Source organism: Cryobacterium sp. GrIS_2_6 (genome assembly GCF_035984545.1).
GTDB lineage: Bacteria > Actinomycetota > Actinomycetes > Actinomycetales > Microbacteriaceae > Cryobacterium.
Genome location: NZ_JAXCHP010000001.1, coordinates 3,524,914 through 3,540,060, shown reverse-complemented (window position 1 = coordinate 3,540,060; position 15,147 = coordinate 3,524,914). Strand labels below are relative to the sequence as shown.

The window sequence follows — 15,147 nt, the reverse complement described above, 5'->3', positions numbered from 1 at the left end:
CGAAAGCGGGTGAATCGTCGTTCTCAATGTTCGAGAACGACGATTCACCCGCTTTCGCGTTTCAGATCGAGGAGCGATCAGCCCTTGACGGCGCCCGCCATGATGCCGGAGATGAGCTGCCTGCCCGCCAGCACGAACAGGATCAGCAGGGGCAGAGTCGCGAGCACGGCGCCGGCGAGCACGACGGAGTAGTCCACGTACTTGGCGGACTGGAGCTGGCTGAGCGCGACCTGGAGTGTCGGGTTCTGCGGGGACACGATCATCGGCCAGAGGAAGTCCGTCCAGGCCATCATGAAGGTGAACAGCGAGAGGATCGCCATCGCCGGTCGTGCCGCGGGCACCGCGACGTTCCAGAAGGTGGTGATCATGTTCGCACCGTCGACACGGGCTGCCTCGATGAGCTCGTCGGGGATGACGTCGACGAGGTACTGCCGCATGAAGAACACGCCGAACGCGGTGACGAGGGTCGGGATGATGATGGCACCGACGGTACCGGTCCAGCCGAACTGTCGCATCAGGATGAACAGCGGAATGATCCCGAGCTGGGTGGGGATCGCCATGGTCGCGACGACGAAGACCATCAGTCCGTTGCTGCCGCGGAAGCGCAGCTTCGCAAAGGCGTAGCCGGCGAGCGTGGAGAACGAGACCACCGAGACCGTGATGATCGTCGACACCACGACGCTGTTGAGCAGGGCCTGCCAGAACGGGATCGTGTCGAAGACGGCAGCCACGTTGATCCAGAACTGACCACCGGGAAGGAGCGGCGGCCATTCCTGGCTCAGCACGGAAGACGGGCTGGACCCCACGACGACGGACCACCAGAGCGGATAGGCCCCGCCAAGGAACAGGGCGAACAGAATGCCGTACGTGAGGAAACCGGGTCGTCGGTCGATCCCCAGGCCCTTGTGGCCCTTCATCCGCCCGGCGGGGTTCTTATCGGCGCGGGGCTTGACGGGCCGGGCCGGCCGAACCGGCTCGGTGGGAGTTGGGGTGAGTGTGCCGGTCATGATCTGGGCTCCTTCGCGCCGGTGGGGAGCGTGCTGGATGGAGGGGAATCAACGGGCTCGCCCGCCGCGGATGCCGCCGGGGCAGCCTCCCGGTCGGCCGCGGCCTTGCGCCGCAGCACCCGTTTCGCGGTCTTGACGTCCGTGCGGGAATCAGTGGTGGCGATGCGCTGCGAAATCAGGAAGTTCAGGACGCCGAACGCCACGATGATGATGAACAGGATGAAAGCGACGGCCGAGGCCTTACCGAAGTTCTGCCGCTGGAAGGCCATCTCCCACAGATACAGAACGGTGGTCTGGAATTGCCGGTGGGCACCGCCCGGCGTTGAGCTCGTCGCGTCGTAAAGGCGAGGCTCCGTGAAGATCTGCAGGCCGCCGATGGTGGCGGTGATGATCACGAAGATCATGGTCGGGCGGATGCTCGGCAGCGTGATGGAGAAGAACCGGCGGAAGAATCCGGCCCCGTCGAGGGCTGCCGATTCGTGAATGTCGCGCGGAACCGACTGCATGGCGGCGAGGAGGATGAGGGCGTTGTACCCGGTCCAGCGCCAGTTCACCATGCTGGCGATCGCGATGTGACTGGGGAAGACATCCGTCTTCCACATGACCGGATCGACGCCGACGAAGCTGAGGAGGTGGTTGATCATGCCGTTCTGCTCGCTGAACATGTTCGAGAAGATCAGGGCGACGGCGACCGGAGTCACCACGTACGGGATCAGGACGCTCATGCGCCAGAAGGTCTTGGCCCGCAGGTTCTGGTCCAGAACCGCGGCGATGAAGGTCGCGGCGATCAGCTGCGGGATGCTCGAGAGCAGGAAGATGCTCATCGTGTTGAACAGCGAGTTCCAGAACAGCGGGTCGTTCAGCTCGGCGACGTAGTTGTCGAACCCGATCCACTCCCCCGGGCCGCTCAGCAGGTTCCAGTGGTTGAGCGACACCACGAAGGTGTACACCAGCGGGAACAGACCGACGAGGCCGAAGAGCACGAAGAACGGCGAGATGTACAGGTAGGGCGAGAGCTTCACGTCCAGGCGGCTGAGCCGGTGCTTGTAGGTGAGGGCGCTCTTGCGGCCGGGGCGATCGGGCCGCGGCGGGCTGCTGAGTTCTGGTTCACGTGTGAGTGTCATGGTGGCTTTCTGCATTCAAGCCGGGCCCTCCTGCGCCGGAGTACGGCGTGGGAGGGCCCGGCAAGCGGATGCTGGCTACGTGCCTACTTGTTGACGATCAGCTGGTTGAACAGCGTCATGGCGTCGGTCCAGGCCTTGTCGCCTGACACGCCCTGATCGAGGGAGATCGTGGACGGTCCGAAGACCTTCTCCTGGATCGTGGAGTCATCCGGTCCCTTGTACTGGGCCTTCACGCCGTCGGCGCGCTTGCTCAGGATGGATGCGATCGGCGCGTCGTTGAAGAAGGCCGAGATGCCGGTCCCCGCAGCGAGTGCAGGATCGGTCTGGGCGGCCGTGACGCTCGGGAACGCACCTGCCGCCTGGAATTCAGTGACTTCCTGCTTGGCGTCGGTCAGCCAGGTGGCCAGTTCAGCGGCTTCCTTCGGGTGCTTCGACTGCGTCGGAACGGTCAGGAACGAACCGCCCCAGTTGGCCGCTCCTCCGGGGAAGACGTCGGCGAAGTCCCAGCCGGCCGTCGCGCCGGTGGCGTCGCCGCCTGCGGTCTTGACCTGGCCCTGGACGACTCCGAGCATCCAGCCCGGGCACATGAAGGTCGCGAAGGTGCCGTCGGTGAACGACGTGCCCTTGTTCCAGTCCCACTGGGTCTGCTTGGCGGAGAGGCCGGCCGCGTTGGCGGCGGCGAGCTTCGTCCACGCGGACTTCAGGTCTGCGTTGTTCTCGACGTTGAGCTTGCCGTCCTTGGTGTAATAGCCCTCGGGGAGCTGGTTGACCATCGAGTTCCAGATGAAGCCGGACTGGTCGAACCACGCCTTGCCGGTTGCCTTCTGGTACTGCTCGCCCACCGCGAAGTACTTGTCCCAGGTGGAGCCGCTGCCTCCGAGCAGGGTGGCGACCGCGGCGCGGTCGGTCGGGAGACCGGCTGCTGCGAAGGCCTTGCTGTTGTAGCAGATACCCTCCGGGCCGATGTCCGTGCCGTATCCGATGATGCGGCCGTCCTTGTCGGTGGCCTGGTCGACCTTCCACGAAACCCAACGGTCCTTGACCGCATCTGCACCGTAAGCCTTGAGGTCGGTGAACTGGCTCGAGACGTTCTGAATCGCGCCCAGCCAGCCTTCCTCGACGGCGAGGACGTCGGAGAGGCCGCTGCCTGCCGCGATCTTGGTGAAGGCATCCGTCTGGGCATTGCCACCGGTGTCGATGTTGTTGGCCTTGATGGTGATGCCGGGGTGCGAGGCCTCGTACTGGGCGTAGAGAGCATCCATGCCCATGGTGCCGAACGTCGTGACGGTCAGTTCGACCGGTGCGGCACTGGCTGAGGTGCCGGTTCCTGCCGATGAACAGCCCGTCGCAATGAGGGCGAAGGATGCGGCGCAGGCTACTGCTGCCCCAACCTTGGTGCGTCGTGAGAACTTCACTGTCACTCCTTTGTGTGCGTGTTTGTGCGTGTGTGTAATGCCAGAAATGTGTGCTGCAAGCGACCGGCGCCTGGCGGGTGGCTCTCAGGGAGAGGCACCAACCCAACGGGTTGTGAGAGCGCTCTCATTTTGATATGAGAGCGCTCTCACTGATCAACGCAACACTAAGTCACCCACCGATCCCTTGTCAAGGCGACACGAAACCCATTCGGTCGCGACCCTGCGGAGCGCCCCGCGCACGCCTCGGGAAGGCGCTCCGGCTCCGGTGTGCCAGCGCGCCGCGCGCATCCAAATAGAATGACCCCATGACATCGGGAGTCCGCAACGCGCGTCCGCCGCAGCCGACGCTCGAAATGGTGGCGGCCGAGGCCGGGGTATCCCGCGCCACCGTGAGCCGCGTCGTCAACGGGTCGCCCAAGGTACGGCCGGAGGTCGTCGTGTCGGTCACGGCCGCGATCGAACGGCTCAATTACGTGCCCAACCGCGCTGCCCGCTCGCTTGCCAGTCGGCAGACCCAGTCGGTCGCCCTCGTCGTACCGGAAGACATGACGAAGTTCTTCGGCGATCCCTACTTCGCCGCCGTCGTGCAGGGCATCACCCAGCGCCTCGACGAGAGCGACTACACGCTCAACCTTCTGGTCGCCTCGACCGACCCGCGTCACAAGACCATGCGCTACCTGCGCGCAGGAAACGTCGACGGGGCACTCGTCATCTCGCACCACACCGGGGACAACTTCGTCGCCGACCTCGAATCCACGATGCCGGTCGTCTTCGGTGGGCGCCCCACCAACGACTCCGGCGCGAACAACTACTTCGTCGACGTCGACAACATCGCGGGCTCCATGAGCGGCGTCCAGCACCTTGTCGACATCGGCAGGCGCCGGATCGGCACGATCACCGGGCCCGTCGACATGCCGGCAGGCATCGACCGCCTCACCGGGTTCCGCCGGGTGCTCGAGAACGCGGGCATCGCGACGGATGCCGTCGAGCACGCCGACTTCACGGCCTCCGGGGCCGCGGGGGCCACCCGCCGCCTGCTCGAGCGCTGCCCGGACATCGACGCCCTCTTCGTTGCGAGCGACCTGATGGCGACCGGCGCGCTCGGCGTCCTCGCCGAGCAGGGCCGGGCCGTACCCAGGGACATCGCGGTGGTCGCATACGACGACAGCCCGGCGGCCACCTCGGGGCCGATCGGGATGACCACCGTGAGCCAGCCGTCGAAGGAGATGGGCTTCGCGATGGCGGACCTGCTCCTGCGCCTGCTCGCGGATGACGAGACCGTGCCGCACCGCAACATCATGCCGACCAGCCTGGTGCTGCGCGAGTCCGCCTGACCCGCTCCGCGGCATCCGCCCCGCCGCGCCTGCGCGCGCTCGACCGCTCAGGGAAGCTGGGGTGCGACCTCGCGGGCGATGAAGTCGAGGTGGTCCAGGTCGGCGAGGTCCATGATCTGGAGGTAGACCGTGTCGACGCCCGCGTCGGCGAGGGCGCCGAGACGGTCGACGACCTCCGCGGCGGTACCGGCGAGGCCGTGCTCGCGCAGCTCGGCGGGCTCCCGGCCGACCGCAGCGGCCCGGCGTGCGAACTCGGTCTCATCGCGCCCGGTCACCGCGATGAGCGCCACGGAATAGTGCAACTCCCCCGGGTCCCGCCCGATCGTCGCACATGCCGCCCGCACGCCGGCGAACTTGCCGGAGATATCGGCGAACTCGGGGAACGGCAGGTTGAACTCGGTCGCGAAGCGGGCCGCGAGGGCAGGGGTGCGTTTCGCCCCGCCGCCGCCGACGATCACGGGAACCCGCCGCTGGGCGGGTTTCGGGAGGGCGGGAGAATCGACGAGGGCGTAATGCTCGCCGGTGAAGTTGTACCGGTCATCGATCGGGGTCTCCCAGAGCCCGGTGACGATTTCGAGCTGCTCCTCGAGCATGCCGAAGCGTTTGGCCGGGAACGGGATCCCGTAGGCGAGGTGCTCCTTCTCGAACCAGCCTGTGCCGAGCCCGAGCTCGACCCGGCCGCCCGACATCTGGTCGACCTGGGCGACCTGGATCGCGAGGATTCCCGGCGCCCGGTAGGTCACCGAGGAGACGAGGGTGCCCAGGCGGATGCGGCTGGTCTCGCGGGCAAGTCCGGCGAGCGTCGTCCAGGCATCCGTCGGTCCGGGCAGCCCGCCGCCGTCGCCCATGACCAGGTAGTGGTCTGAGCGGAAGAACCCATCGAACCCGAGCGCCTCTGTGGCCTGCGCGACCGCGAGGATGTCGTCGTAGCTGGCGCCCTGCTGGGGTTCTGTGAAGATGCGGAGTCTCATCCGTCCAGTCTTCCAGATTGCCCGGAATCGCCGTTCCCGCCGAGAATCGACGGCACACCGGCGACGCCCGGCAGGAACGGCGACGGTCGGCGGCTCGTAGGGTGCTGCCCCGCTAGGAAGCGTCGAGGAATTCGACCTCTGTCAGGGTTGCGAACCGGGTGCGCATCACCTGGATCGACTCCGGGTTCTGGTCGACGAGCAGGAAGCGGCGGCCGAGGGACTCGGCGACGGCACCCGTCGTGCCGCTGCCCGCGAAGAAGTCGAGCACCCAGTCTCCCTCGCGGCTCGAGGCCTGGATCATCCGCCGTAGGATGCCGACCGGTTTCTGTGTGGGGTAGCCGGTCTTCTCCTTGCCCGTCGGCGACACGATCGTGTGCCACCAGACGTCCGTGGGCAGCTTGCCACGGGCGACCTTCTCGGGAGTGACGAGGCCGGGGGCCATGTACGGCTCGCGGTCGACCGTCGCCGAGTCGAAGTAGTAGTGCTGCGGGTTCTTCACGTAGACGAGGATCGTGTCGTGCTTGGTCGGCCAGCGGTTCTTGGACTTCGCGCCGTAGTCGTAGGCCCAGATCAGTTCGTTGAGGAAGCAGTCGCGTCCGAAGAGCGCGTCGAGGAGCACCTTGGCGTAGTGAGCCTCGCGGTAGTCGAGGTGCAGGTAGAGCGTGCCGTCTTCGGCGAGGAGGCGCCAGGCCTCGATAAGCCTCGGTTCGAGGAAGGCCCAATAGTCCTCGAACTGGTCGTCGTAGCCGAGCAGGTCGCCCTTGATCCGCGCGTAGAGCTGCCCCTTGAAGCCGGTGATGGTGCCGGCGGCCGCCAAACCGCCCGCTCGCGACGGAGACACAGCGACCCCAGTCCGGGGGACATCCGCCGATGCCGGGTCAGAGGCAGGCCCGGTGACCGCAGCCACTCGCACCGAAGTGGTCGTGCGCCGATTCTGCTTGCGACCGGTGTTAAAGGGCGGGTCGAGGTAGATCAGTGTGAACGCCCCGTCGGGAAGGTCCGGCAGGATTTCGAGGTTGTCTGCACGGATGACACGGTTGGGGGAGGACGGGGACCACGCGGTTGGCATTCCCTCATTGTGTCAGTCGGCTTACTCTATGGGGATGACTACTGACTCCCCGACGACCGAATCGACGACTCCGGCGGATGCGAAGACGCAGGATACCGCGCGGCCCACCTTCCGGCATGAGCCGGCCCTGTCCCGGTACAGCCTGCTCTTCGGGGAAACGACCGCGGGTTTCGCCGACTATGAGATCGACGGCTCCCGGGTGCTCTTCACCCACGTCGAGGTCGACCCCCGGCACCGGGGCGAAGGACTCGCGAGCATCCTCGTCGAGCAGGCCCTCGACGACATGCGAGAGCGCACTGACCTGACGGTCGTCGCCGTCTGCCCCTATGTCGTCGCGTGGATCGACAAGCACGCCGAATACCAGGACCTGCTGACCCGCGGCCGGTAGCCGCTGTCCCCCGGTCGAGCAGACCTCGACCGTCGCTTAGGGGACGCGGGCGATCCACTCGTCGGTGCCGAACTTGCTCGCCACGAGAGCCGCGGCGGCAGCGTATTCCGCCTCGGTGATGTCTCCCTCGGCCGCGCCGTACATGGTCGTGAAGGTCTGCTTCATCCGGTCGATGATCTCGGCACGGCTGAGGCCGGTCTGGCTGCGGAGCGGATCGACCCGTTTGACGGCACTCGTGATGCCCTTGTCGCTGAGCTTTTCGCGACCGATGCGCAGCACCTGCACCATCTTCTCGCCGTCCATGTCGTAGCTCATAGTCACGTGGTGCAGCACGGCACCGCTGCCGAGACGCTTCTGCGCGGCGCCGCCGATCTTGCCGGTCGGGCTCGTGATGTCGTTGAGCGGCTGGTAATGCGCGTCGATGCCCAGCGAGCGCAACGCCGTGAGCACCCATTCGTCGAGGAAGGCGTAGGAGTCGGCGAAGGTCATTCCCTGCACGAGCGCGGTGGGAGCGTAGATCGAGTAGGTGATGACCGAGCCGGCCTCCATGAACATGGCGCCGCCGCCGCTGATCCGGCGGACGACGGTGAAGCCGTGGGCCTCCGCCTGCTCGGCGTCGACCTCGTTTCGGAGCGACTGGAAGCTGCCGATGACGACGGCGGGCTGCGTCCACTCCCAGATCCGCAGCGTGGGCTTGCGCCTGCCCTCGCCGACCTCGATCGCGAGCACCTCGTCGAGCGCCATCTGCATCACCGGGGGCACGGCCTTGGAGTGCACGAGCTGCCAGTCGTAGTCCCGCCAGCCACTCGCCTGCGCGAGGGACCTTCGGATCGCAACCGCCACCGACTCGGGGGAGAACCCGAGCAGGGTGGCCTGGGCCGGCAGGGCCGCGCGCACCGCGGCGGCGAGCCCGGCAGCATCCGTGCCGGCCGCCAGGCCGGTCACGGCCGCATTGATCGCCTCGAGGGCATCGTCTGGCTCGAGGAAGAAGTCCCCCGCCAGCCGGAAATTGACGATCGTGTCGTCGACGACGTCCAGGTCGACGACCACGAGCTTGCCACCAGGGACCTTGTATTCACCATGCATGAGGCCAGCCTAACCGTCGATCCCGCCGACCCCAGGGGGTAACTGCCTGTCGAGCCAGCCGATCAGCTCGTCGAAGACCTCGGCGCGGTTCGTTTCGTTGAAGACTTCATGCCGGGCACCGGGATATACCACCAGGCGAATGTCCCGCAGCCCTGAGCGTCGCGCGTATGCGTTCTTGAGCATGGTTGCGCTGCGCTCCCCGCCAACGGTGTCGTCCCCGCCGACGAGAATCAGGAGCGGGAGGTCGGCCGGCAGTCCGCGCGCCGGGCGACCGAAGAGACGCGCGGCCTCCCGGAGGCCGAAGAGCTCCGCGAGCGGGGTCAGTGTCGTCAGCGGATCGGCGACAAAGGCGTCCGCGACCGCGGGATCACGGCTGAGCCATTCGACGCCCGTCGTTCCGAGGTGCTTGTGCCGCGCATTGAGGTCCCCGCCATTGAGGTACCCCGGCCAGCGATAGGCGGTACCGGTCAGGACCACCGCGGCATAGGCATCCGCGTGCTCGTTGAGGATCATCTGCGCCATGAACGAACCCCAGCTGTGCCCCAGCAGAACGAGCGGCAGGTGCGGGTGCGCCGAGCGGATGATGCCGCTCAGCTGATACACGCCGGCGACCGCGGCCCGCAACCCGCCAGGGCCGAGCCGTCCGAGCCTGGTCGAATCGCCCGCATACTGTCGCAGCCCGGTCTGCCCGTGGCCGCGATGGTCGTCCGCGTACACGGTGTAGCCGGCCTCGTTCAACCGGCCGACGAGCTCGGTATAGCGATTGGCGTGTTCACCGACGCCGTGCACCACCTGAACGACCGCCCTCGGGCGCGGCACCGGCCAGACGTAGTACTCGAAGGTGACGCCATAGTCATCCGTATAGGTAGGCACGGGGCCAGTCTGTCAGAACGAGAGAATTCACGGGAATACTTAGCCTCGCTAAAAGGTTACAGTTATGAGTTATGGAATCCATGCTCAAACCGGCCGTGACCCCGCCGGACACCCACGCCGGACACCGACCGAGCGTTGCAGAGCTCAGCCATGACTTCCGCGTCGCAAACGGTCGCCTCGCCCGCCGCCTGCGCCAGGAAAAGGCCGACAACGAGCTGAGCGCGAGCCAGTTCTCCGCGCTCGGCTCCCTCTTCTTCAACGGCCCATTCACCCTGCGCGAACTCAGCGAGCACGAGCGCGTCACTCCGCCCTCGATGAGCCGCACCGTCGGGGTGCTCGTATCGGCCGGCCTCGTCCACCGGGCGGGCTCCACGGACGACGGCCGCAAAATCATCCTGACCGTGACCGACTCCGGTCGCACCCTCATGCACGAGACCCGCAACCGACGGGATGCCTGGCTCGCCCTGCGCATCGCCAAGCTGAGCCCGGAGCAGCGCAGCGTGCTCACCGAGGCCATCACCGTCATGAAGGAGCTCACCGACAGTTGAGTACCATGTTCCGCTCCCTGCGCGTCGCGAACTACCGAATCTGGTTCGCAGGCGCCCTCGTGTCGAACATCGGTACGTGGATGCAGCGCACCGCCCAGGACTGGATCGTCCTGACGATGCTCACCGACCACAACGCAACGGCGGTCGGGGTCGTGATGGCCCTGCAGTTCGGGCCGCAACTCCTGCTGATGCCGTGGTCCGGCCTGATCGCGGACCGGTTCAACCGGCGCAGGCTCCTGATCATCACCCAGAGCCTGATGGGCGTCCTGGCCCTCGGGCTCGGCCTGATCGTCGTGACCGGCGTCGCCCAGCTCTGGCACGTCTACGTCTTTGCGTTCGGACTCGGGATCGTCGCCGCGATCGACTCTCCCGCACGGCAGACCTTCGTCTCGGAGCTCGTCCCCGACAGCAACCTGTCCAACGCGGTCGCACTGAATTCGGCCTCGTTCAACGGCGCCCGCCTGATCGGCCCGGCCGTCGCCGGCCTGTTGACGGTCGCGGTCGGTGCCGGCTGGGTGTTCCTGATCAACGCCGTCACCTTCGCCGCGACGGTCTTCGCGATGGCCCTGCTGCACACGAGCGAGCTGCGCCCCCAGCCGCGGGCGCCGCGGAAGCGGGGCCAGCTGATGGCCGGGTTCCGCTACGTCGCGCATCGGCCCGACATCATCGTCGTGCTGATCGCGGTCTTCCTGATCGGAACCTTCGGGCTCAACTTCGCGATCTTCACCGCAACCATGGCGACGGTCGAATTCCACATGGGCGCAGGCGAATTCGGGTTGCTGAGTTCCATCATGGCCGTCGGCTCTGTCGCGGGCGCACTGCTGTCGGCCCGTCGCAGCCGCCCGCGCCTGCGCCTCGTCGTCGCCGGCGCCGCGCTCTTCGGCGTGGCGTGCGGAATCGCCGCGGTGATGCCGACGTATCTCAGTTTCGCCGTCTCGCTCGTCTTTGTCGGGCTGTTCTCGCTCACGCTCATGACGACCGCGAACGCCTATGTGCAGACCACCACGAAGCCCGCGATGCGCGGACGGGTGATGGCGCTCTACATGGCCATCTTCGCCGGCGGCACCCCGCTCGGCGCGCCGTTCGTGGGCTGGGTCGCCGACCGCTTCGGCCCGCGCTGGGCACTGGGTGTCGCGGCGCTTTCGGGCATCCTGGCCGCGGGGGCCATGCTGTTCTGGCTGATCAGGTACCGCAGCCTGCGCGTACGGTACCGCCGCGGGGTCGTGCCTCACGTGCAAGTGCACCACGACGGCGACGGACGCGACCGCGACCCGATCGACGTGGAGACCGCCACCCGCGAGATCGCGATCATCGAGGCGACCCGCTAGGTCGCTCCCGCGCCCGTTTCGGACAGGCCGCGCCCTGTCCGAGCCGCGCCCGCGCCGGTTTCGGCAGCGCGCGCCCGCCCTTTCGGGAGCGGGCTGCCGAAAGCGGCGCGGCGGCGACCGCAACGGCGGGGCGACGGATGCCGGGGGGGCCTGCCAGCAACATCCGCTCGCCGGGTCGCAGGTCTGGCGCAGGAACCTCGCTAGCGCACGCCGCCCATGAGGCGGAGCACCGGCCGGGCGAAGACCGCGAGCCCGATGCCGAACAGGATCGCGACGCCGCCGATCACGCTGAAGTAGAGCGTCTCGGGGACCTCGGTGTACCACTGGGCAAGCGAACCGGACACGGCCGTGCCCAGGGCGATCGACAGGAAGAACAGGGCGACCATCTGGGTTCGGAACGGCGCAGGCGCGAGCTTCGTGGTGAGCGCGAGGCCGACCGGGCCGATCAGGAGCTCGGCGACCGTGAGCACGAAGAGGATGCCGATCATCGCGAGCATCGGCGTCGAGTTGGCACCGCCGCCCACGAACGGCAGGAAGCCGAGGAAGGCCACGCCCATCACCGCGGTGCCGAGCGCGAACTTGACCGGAGTCGACGGCTGGCGGCTACCCCAGCGGGTCCAGAGCGCGGCGAAGACACCGGAGAGCAGGATGATGAAGACCGGGTTGAAGGACTGGATCCAGGACACCGGGATTTCCCAGCCGAACAGGTGCCGGTCGAGGCGCTCGTCCGTGTAGATCGTGACGACGGTGAACTGCTGCTGGGAGAGCGACCAGAACACGGCGCTCGCGAGGAAGAGCGGGATGAAGGCGTAGACCCGCTTGCGCTCGACGATGCTGATCTGTCGGTTGCGCAGGATGACGACGAAGTAGCTGATCGTCGCGATGATCGTCAGGGCGATCACGAGGGTGACGAGGCCGTCCGCCGTGATCACGCCGACAAGCACGAGCACCACGACGAGCACGGCGGCGGTAACCGCGCCGACGAGGTAGGGCGTCCAGCGCGAGCGCGGGAGCGGGTTCGGGACCTGGTGCACGATCTCGGGCAGGCTCCTGCGTCCGAAGGAGTACTGAGTGAGCCCGATCGCCATGCCGACGGCGGCGAGGCCGAAGCCGAAGTGGAAGCCGGCCGTCGTCTGCAGGAGCCCGGTCAGGATCGGGCCGAAGAACGCGCCGAGGTTGATCCCGAGGTAGAAGAGCGAGAAGCCTGCGTCGAGGCGAGGGTCGTCCCGTGTGTAGAGCGAACCGACGACGCTCGTCGCATTGGCCTTCAGGCCACCGCTGCCGAGCGCGATCAGCAACAGTCCGACGGTTACGCCGGCGACGCCGGGCACGAGGGCGAGGGCGAGATGCCCGAGCATGATCACGATGGCGCTGTAGAACAGCACCCTCTCACTGCCGAGCACCCGGTCGGCGATCCAGGCGCCCAGGATCGTCGAGAGATAGACCCCTCCGCCGTACGCGCCGACGATGCCGGCGGCGGTCGCCTGCTCGATCCCCAGGCCGCCTTCGGCGGCGGAGTAGTACAGGTACAGGAGCAGGATGCCCTGCATCCCATAGAAGGAGAACCGCTCCCACATCTCAACGCCGAAGATATTGGCGAGAGCTCGCGGCTGCCCGAAGAAGCTGCGGTCTTTGTGGGCGGGGACGGGTTTTTCGACCGTGGTCATCTCTCGACTGTATCCGCTGGCCCCCGGATCAGGGGCATCGGGGACCCTCAGGGCGCCGCGCCGGGGCACGATACGATCGTGGTCACAGGGCGAACGAGCACGAGACGTGCGGGCGAGAGGGGGGCGAATGGACGCGCACGACCTCATCGGGCTCATCAGCGAGGTCCTGACCCTCGTCGGGTTCGTCGGCGGCGCCGTCCTCTATGTCCTCGGGCTTGGGATCCGCGGTGTCAAGGGCGGCTGGGTCGCCACGGATGGCGTGATCGCGTCCTCGGGATCGCACACGGTCATCCGCTGGTTCGACCGCTCGGGGGACGTGCACGAGCGGGCCGCGAACACGCACGAGAGCCACCGGCTCGCACCGGGCGACGACGTGCCGGTCTGGTACCACTCCCGTGACGCATCCCGCGGGGTCACGCATGCCCCGGAATCGGAGGGCAAGGCCCTGCGCCTGACCGGGCTGATCCTGCTCGGCACCGGGCTCGCATCGGCGGTCCTCGGCGTCGTGCTGATGTTCGTCTGAGCCGGCCTGGAGCCTTTCCCAGCTGTTCCGCACCGGCCTGCGCCGGTGGCACTTGCCCGGCGCGCCGGTCGGGGGAACACTGAAGGCGTCAACGGACGACCCGTCCACTGAGTTCAGCAGCGTTCAGATTCACACAGTTCAGAGAGGAACGTCATGACCAAGATCCTCATTCTCACCGGCGACGCCGCCGAGACCCTCGAGGTGTTCTACCCCTACCAGCGGCTGCTCGAGGAGGGCTTCGAGGTGCATATCGGCGCCCCGGAGAAGAGGAAGCTCCAGTTCGTCGTTCATGACTTCGTGGACGGCTTCGACACATACACCGAGAAGCTCGGCCACACCTGGGACGCCGACGTGGCGTTCAAGGACGTCGACCCGGCCGACTACGCGGCCATCGTCGTCCCCGGCGGCCGCGCACCGGAGTACATCCGCAACGACGAGGACGCGAAGCGGATCGTCCGGAACTTCTTCGAGCGGAACGCTCCCGTCGCCGCACTCTGCCACGGCCCGATGCTGCTCGCCGCTGCCGGGGTGCTTCACGGCCGCACGAGCTCGGCGTACCCGGCCCTGCAGATCGACGTCGAACTCGGCGGGGGCGTGTTCGAGAACGGCGCGGGCGTCGTCGACGGCAACCTCGTCTCGGGCAGGGCGTGGCCAGACCACCCCAGCTGGATGCGCGAATTCATGAAGCTGCTCGCGGCATCCGGTGTCACTCCCGCCGAACCCGCCCTCGCCTCGGCCCGCTGAGACCGGCACGCAACGCCGTCGCCGGCACCCGAACCGATTCGACGGAGATTCTGCCCGGAAAGCGCTTAGATCGCGTTCATACCCAGAGTCCTGAAAACCCAAAAACTCCGTCCAATCGGTTAGGGGCGGGCGGCGTTGTGGTCCGTGAGAGGCGGGGCGGAAGCGAGGTGTTCGGCGAAGAACGCCTCGATGCGGGTCCAGGCGTCGGCGGCGGCCTCCGGGTCGGGGCCGGCGCCGAGGATGCGCTGCGTGAGGAAGCGGACGGCGGCCGGACCTGTTTCGGCATCGTTGAGGAAGGAGTGCCCGGCCGTCGGGTATTCCTTGACGTCGTGTGGCACGCCGGCACTCTCGAGCGCGCCCTCGAGCCGGGCAGCGGCGCCGACGAGAGAGCGGTCCCTGCCGCCATAGCTGCCGACGATCGGGCACGCACCCTCCAGGGCCGCGTCGAGGTCTTTCGGCAGCCGGCCATAGTTGACGGATGCCGCGGCGAACCCCCGCGTGGCGGCCGCGAGCGCGAAGCCGCCGCCCATGCAGAAGCCGAGCACACCCACCTCACCCGTGCAGTCCGCCCGGGCGATGAGCGCCTGCCGCGCGTTCTCGATGTCGACGAACGCGCGCCCCTCGCCCGCGGTCAGGGCGCGGAAGGTCGCGACGAGGCACTTCCGGGCGCCGCCCTCCGTGAAGAGGTCGGGCATCAGTGCGAGGTAGCCGGCCGCCGCGAGTCGTTCGACCTGCCGGCGCATCACGTCACTGATGCCGAAGGCCTCGTGGACGAGCACAACCCCCGGCCAGGGACCGGAGCCGGCAGGCACCCCGAGCACCGCGCGGAGTCCGGCGCTTCCGCCGTTCGCGGCCGGAAGTTCGAAGTCGATCAGCTGGGGTGCTGGGTTCGCGGTCATGGGGCCTCCTGGCCTGGACGTGCTCGGGTTGGAGGAACCTTATCGCACCGAAACCGCCCGTCGCTGAACGGCCCGGGCCCGGACCCAATCCGTCCTTTCCGGTCGAGAGTCACCGGCGCATCAGGCGCCCTCGACCGGAAAAGCACGGGTCAACCAGTGCTGGCCACGGGC

15 protein-coding genes are annotated in these 15,147 nt (G+C 67.5%); 6 read left to right on the top strand and 9 right to left on the bottom strand.

The features are described 5' to 3' along the window. Window positions 1–77 precede the first annotated feature (77 nt). From RCH22_RS17120 to RCH22_RS17110, 3 genes are all read right to left on the bottom strand, one after another. On the bottom strand, window positions 78–917 hold the full coding sequence (locus tag RCH22_RS17120; protein ID WP_327015561.1) for a carbohydrate ABC transporter permease: 840 nt from the start codon (window positions 915–917) through the stop codon (window positions 78–80). 86 nt (window positions 918–1,003) lie between these two features. Next, window positions 1,004–2,131, bottom strand: a complete 1,128-nt coding sequence (locus tag RCH22_RS17115; protein WP_327014856.1) for a sugar ABC transporter permease — start codon at window positions 2,129–2,131, stop codon at window positions 1,004–1,006. 83 nt (window positions 2,132–2,214) lie between these two features. Next, window positions 2,215–3,546: an ABC transporter substrate-binding protein gene (locus RCH22_RS17110; protein ID WP_327014855.1), complete on the bottom strand. Its 1,332-nt coding sequence runs from the start codon at window positions 3,544–3,546 to the stop codon at window positions 2,215–2,217. Window positions 3,547–3,851: 305 nt separating this feature from the next. Here RCH22_RS17110 and RCH22_RS17105 point away from each other — a divergent pair, with 305 nt between their 5' ends. Further along, on the top strand, window positions 3,852–4,880 hold the full coding sequence (locus RCH22_RS17105; RefSeq protein ID WP_327014854.1) for a LacI family DNA-binding transcriptional regulator: 1,029 nt from the start codon (window positions 3,852–3,854) through the stop codon (window positions 4,878–4,880). A 47-nt stretch (window positions 4,881–4,927) separates the two neighbouring features. Here the strand turns inward: RCH22_RS17105 and RCH22_RS17100 are convergent, their stop codons facing one another. Together RCH22_RS17100 and RCH22_RS17095 are read right to left on the bottom strand one after the other, a co-directional pair. After that, window positions 4,928–5,851: an LLM class F420-dependent oxidoreductase gene (locus tag RCH22_RS17100; protein WP_327014853.1), complete on the bottom strand. Its 924-nt coding sequence runs from the start codon at window positions 5,849–5,851 to the stop codon at window positions 4,928–4,930. 112 nt (window positions 5,852–5,963) lie between these two features. Continuing rightward, window positions 5,964–6,920 carry a DNA methyltransferase gene (locus tag RCH22_RS17095; protein WP_327014852.1) on the bottom strand — a complete coding sequence of 319 codons (957 nt, stop codon included), beginning with the start codon at window positions 6,918–6,920 and terminating at the stop codon, window positions 5,964–5,966. 34 nt (window positions 6,921–6,954) lie between these two features. Here RCH22_RS17095 and RCH22_RS17090 point away from each other — a divergent pair, with 34 nt between their 5' ends. Continuing rightward, window positions 6,955–7,308, top strand: a complete 354-nt coding sequence (locus RCH22_RS17090) for a GNAT family N-acetyltransferase (protein ID WP_327014851.1) — start codon at window positions 6,955–6,957, stop codon at window positions 7,306–7,308. Between the two features lie 36 nt (window positions 7,309–7,344). On the opposite strand, the gene RCH22_RS17085 is transcribed toward RCH22_RS17090, so the two are convergent. Together RCH22_RS17085 and RCH22_RS17080 are read right to left on the bottom strand one after the other, a co-directional pair. Continuing rightward, window positions 7,345–8,394 carry a biotin/lipoate A/B protein ligase family protein gene (locus tag RCH22_RS17085; protein ID WP_327014850.1) on the bottom strand — a complete coding sequence of 350 codons (1,050 nt, stop codon included), beginning with the start codon at window positions 8,392–8,394 and terminating at the stop codon, window positions 7,345–7,347. 9 nt (window positions 8,395–8,403) lie between these two features. After that, a complete protein-coding gene (locus RCH22_RS17080) occupies window positions 8,404–9,267 on the bottom strand; it encodes an alpha/beta fold hydrolase (RefSeq protein ID WP_327014849.1) in 864 nt (287 codons plus the stop codon). A gap of 71 nt (window positions 9,268–9,338) precedes the next feature. Here RCH22_RS17080 and RCH22_RS17075 point away from each other — a divergent pair, with 71 nt between their 5' ends. After that, the gene (locus tag RCH22_RS17075; protein ID WP_327014848.1) at window positions 9,339–9,815 is read left to right on the top strand and encodes a MarR family transcriptional regulator; all 477 of its coding nucleotides are present in this window, start codon (window positions 9,339–9,341) and stop codon (window positions 9,813–9,815) included. Next, a complete protein-coding gene (locus RCH22_RS17070) occupies window positions 9,812–11,143 on the top strand; it encodes an MFS transporter (protein WP_327014847.1) in 1,332 nt (443 codons plus the stop codon). Before RCH22_RS17075 ends, RCH22_RS17070 begins: the two co-directional genes overlap by 4 nt. Before the next feature lie 200 nt (window positions 11,144–11,343). Here RCH22_RS17070 and RCH22_RS17065 read toward each other — a convergent pair whose 3' ends face one another. Further along, a complete protein-coding gene (locus RCH22_RS17065) occupies window positions 11,344–12,810 on the bottom strand; it encodes a peptide MFS transporter (RefSeq protein WP_327014846.1) in 1,467 nt (488 codons plus the stop codon). A gap of 127 nt (window positions 12,811–12,937) precedes the next feature. On the opposite strand from RCH22_RS17065, the gene RCH22_RS17060 reads away from it, so the two are divergent. Then, on the top strand, window positions 12,938–13,333 hold the full coding sequence (locus RCH22_RS17060; RefSeq protein WP_327014845.1) for a sortase: 396 nt from the start codon (window positions 12,938–12,940) through the stop codon (window positions 13,331–13,333). A 153-nt stretch (window positions 13,334–13,486) separates the two neighbouring features. Beyond that, window positions 13,487–14,077: a DJ-1/PfpI family protein gene (locus RCH22_RS17055; RefSeq protein WP_327014844.1), complete on the top strand. Its 591-nt coding sequence runs from the start codon at window positions 13,487–13,489 to the stop codon at window positions 14,075–14,077. Between the two features lie 119 nt (window positions 14,078–14,196). Here the strand turns inward: RCH22_RS17055 and RCH22_RS17050 are convergent, their stop codons facing one another. After that, entirely contained in the window at window positions 14,197–14,976 is a 780-nt protein-coding gene (locus RCH22_RS17050) for a dienelactone hydrolase family protein (RefSeq protein WP_327014843.1), read from the bottom strand. Window positions 14,977–15,147 lie beyond the last annotated feature (171 nt).

Bases quoted from the DNA above. Each gene is read 5' to 3' on its own strand.
- RCH22_RS17115 (WP_327014856.1), bottom strand. From the start codon at position 2,131: ATGACACTCACACGTGAACCAGAACTCAGCAGCCCGCCGCGGCCCGAT.
- RCH22_RS17075 (WP_327014848.1), top strand. From the start codon at position 9,339: ATGGAATCCATGCTCAAACCGGCCGTGACCCCGCCGGACACCCACGCC.
- RCH22_RS17050 (WP_327014843.1), bottom strand. From the start codon at position 14,976: ATGACCGCGAACCCAGCACCCCAGCTGATCGACTTCGAACTTCCGGCC.
- RCH22_RS17120 (WP_327015561.1), bottom strand. From the start codon at position 917: ATGAAGGGCCACAAGGGCCTGGGGATCGACCGACGACCCGGTTTCCTC.
- RCH22_RS17060 (WP_327014845.1), top strand. From the start codon at position 12,938: ATGGACGCGCACGACCTCATCGGGCTCATCAGCGAGGTCCTGACCCTC.
- RCH22_RS17085 (WP_327014850.1), bottom strand. From the start codon at position 8,394: ATGCATGGTGAATACAAGGTCCCTGGTGGCAAGCTCGTGGTCGTCGAC.
- RCH22_RS17095 (WP_327014852.1), bottom strand. From the start codon at position 6,920: ATGCCAACCGCGTGGTCCCCGTCCTCCCCCAACCGTGTCATCCGTGCA.
- RCH22_RS17065 (WP_327014846.1), bottom strand. From the start codon at position 12,810: ATGACCACGGTCGAAAAACCCGTCCCCGCCCACAAAGACCGCAGCTTC.
- RCH22_RS17055 (WP_327014844.1), top strand. From the start codon at position 13,487: ATGACCAAGATCCTCATTCTCACCGGCGACGCCGCCGAGACCCTCGAG.
- RCH22_RS17090 (WP_327014851.1), top strand. From the start codon at position 6,955: ATGACTACTGACTCCCCGACGACCGAATCGACGACTCCGGCGGATGCG.
- RCH22_RS17100 (WP_327014853.1), bottom strand. From the start codon at position 5,851: ATGAGACTCCGCATCTTCACAGAACCCCAGCAGGGCGCCAGCTACGAC.
- RCH22_RS17105 (WP_327014854.1), top strand. From the start codon at position 3,852: ATGACATCGGGAGTCCGCAACGCGCGTCCGCCGCAGCCGACGCTCGAA.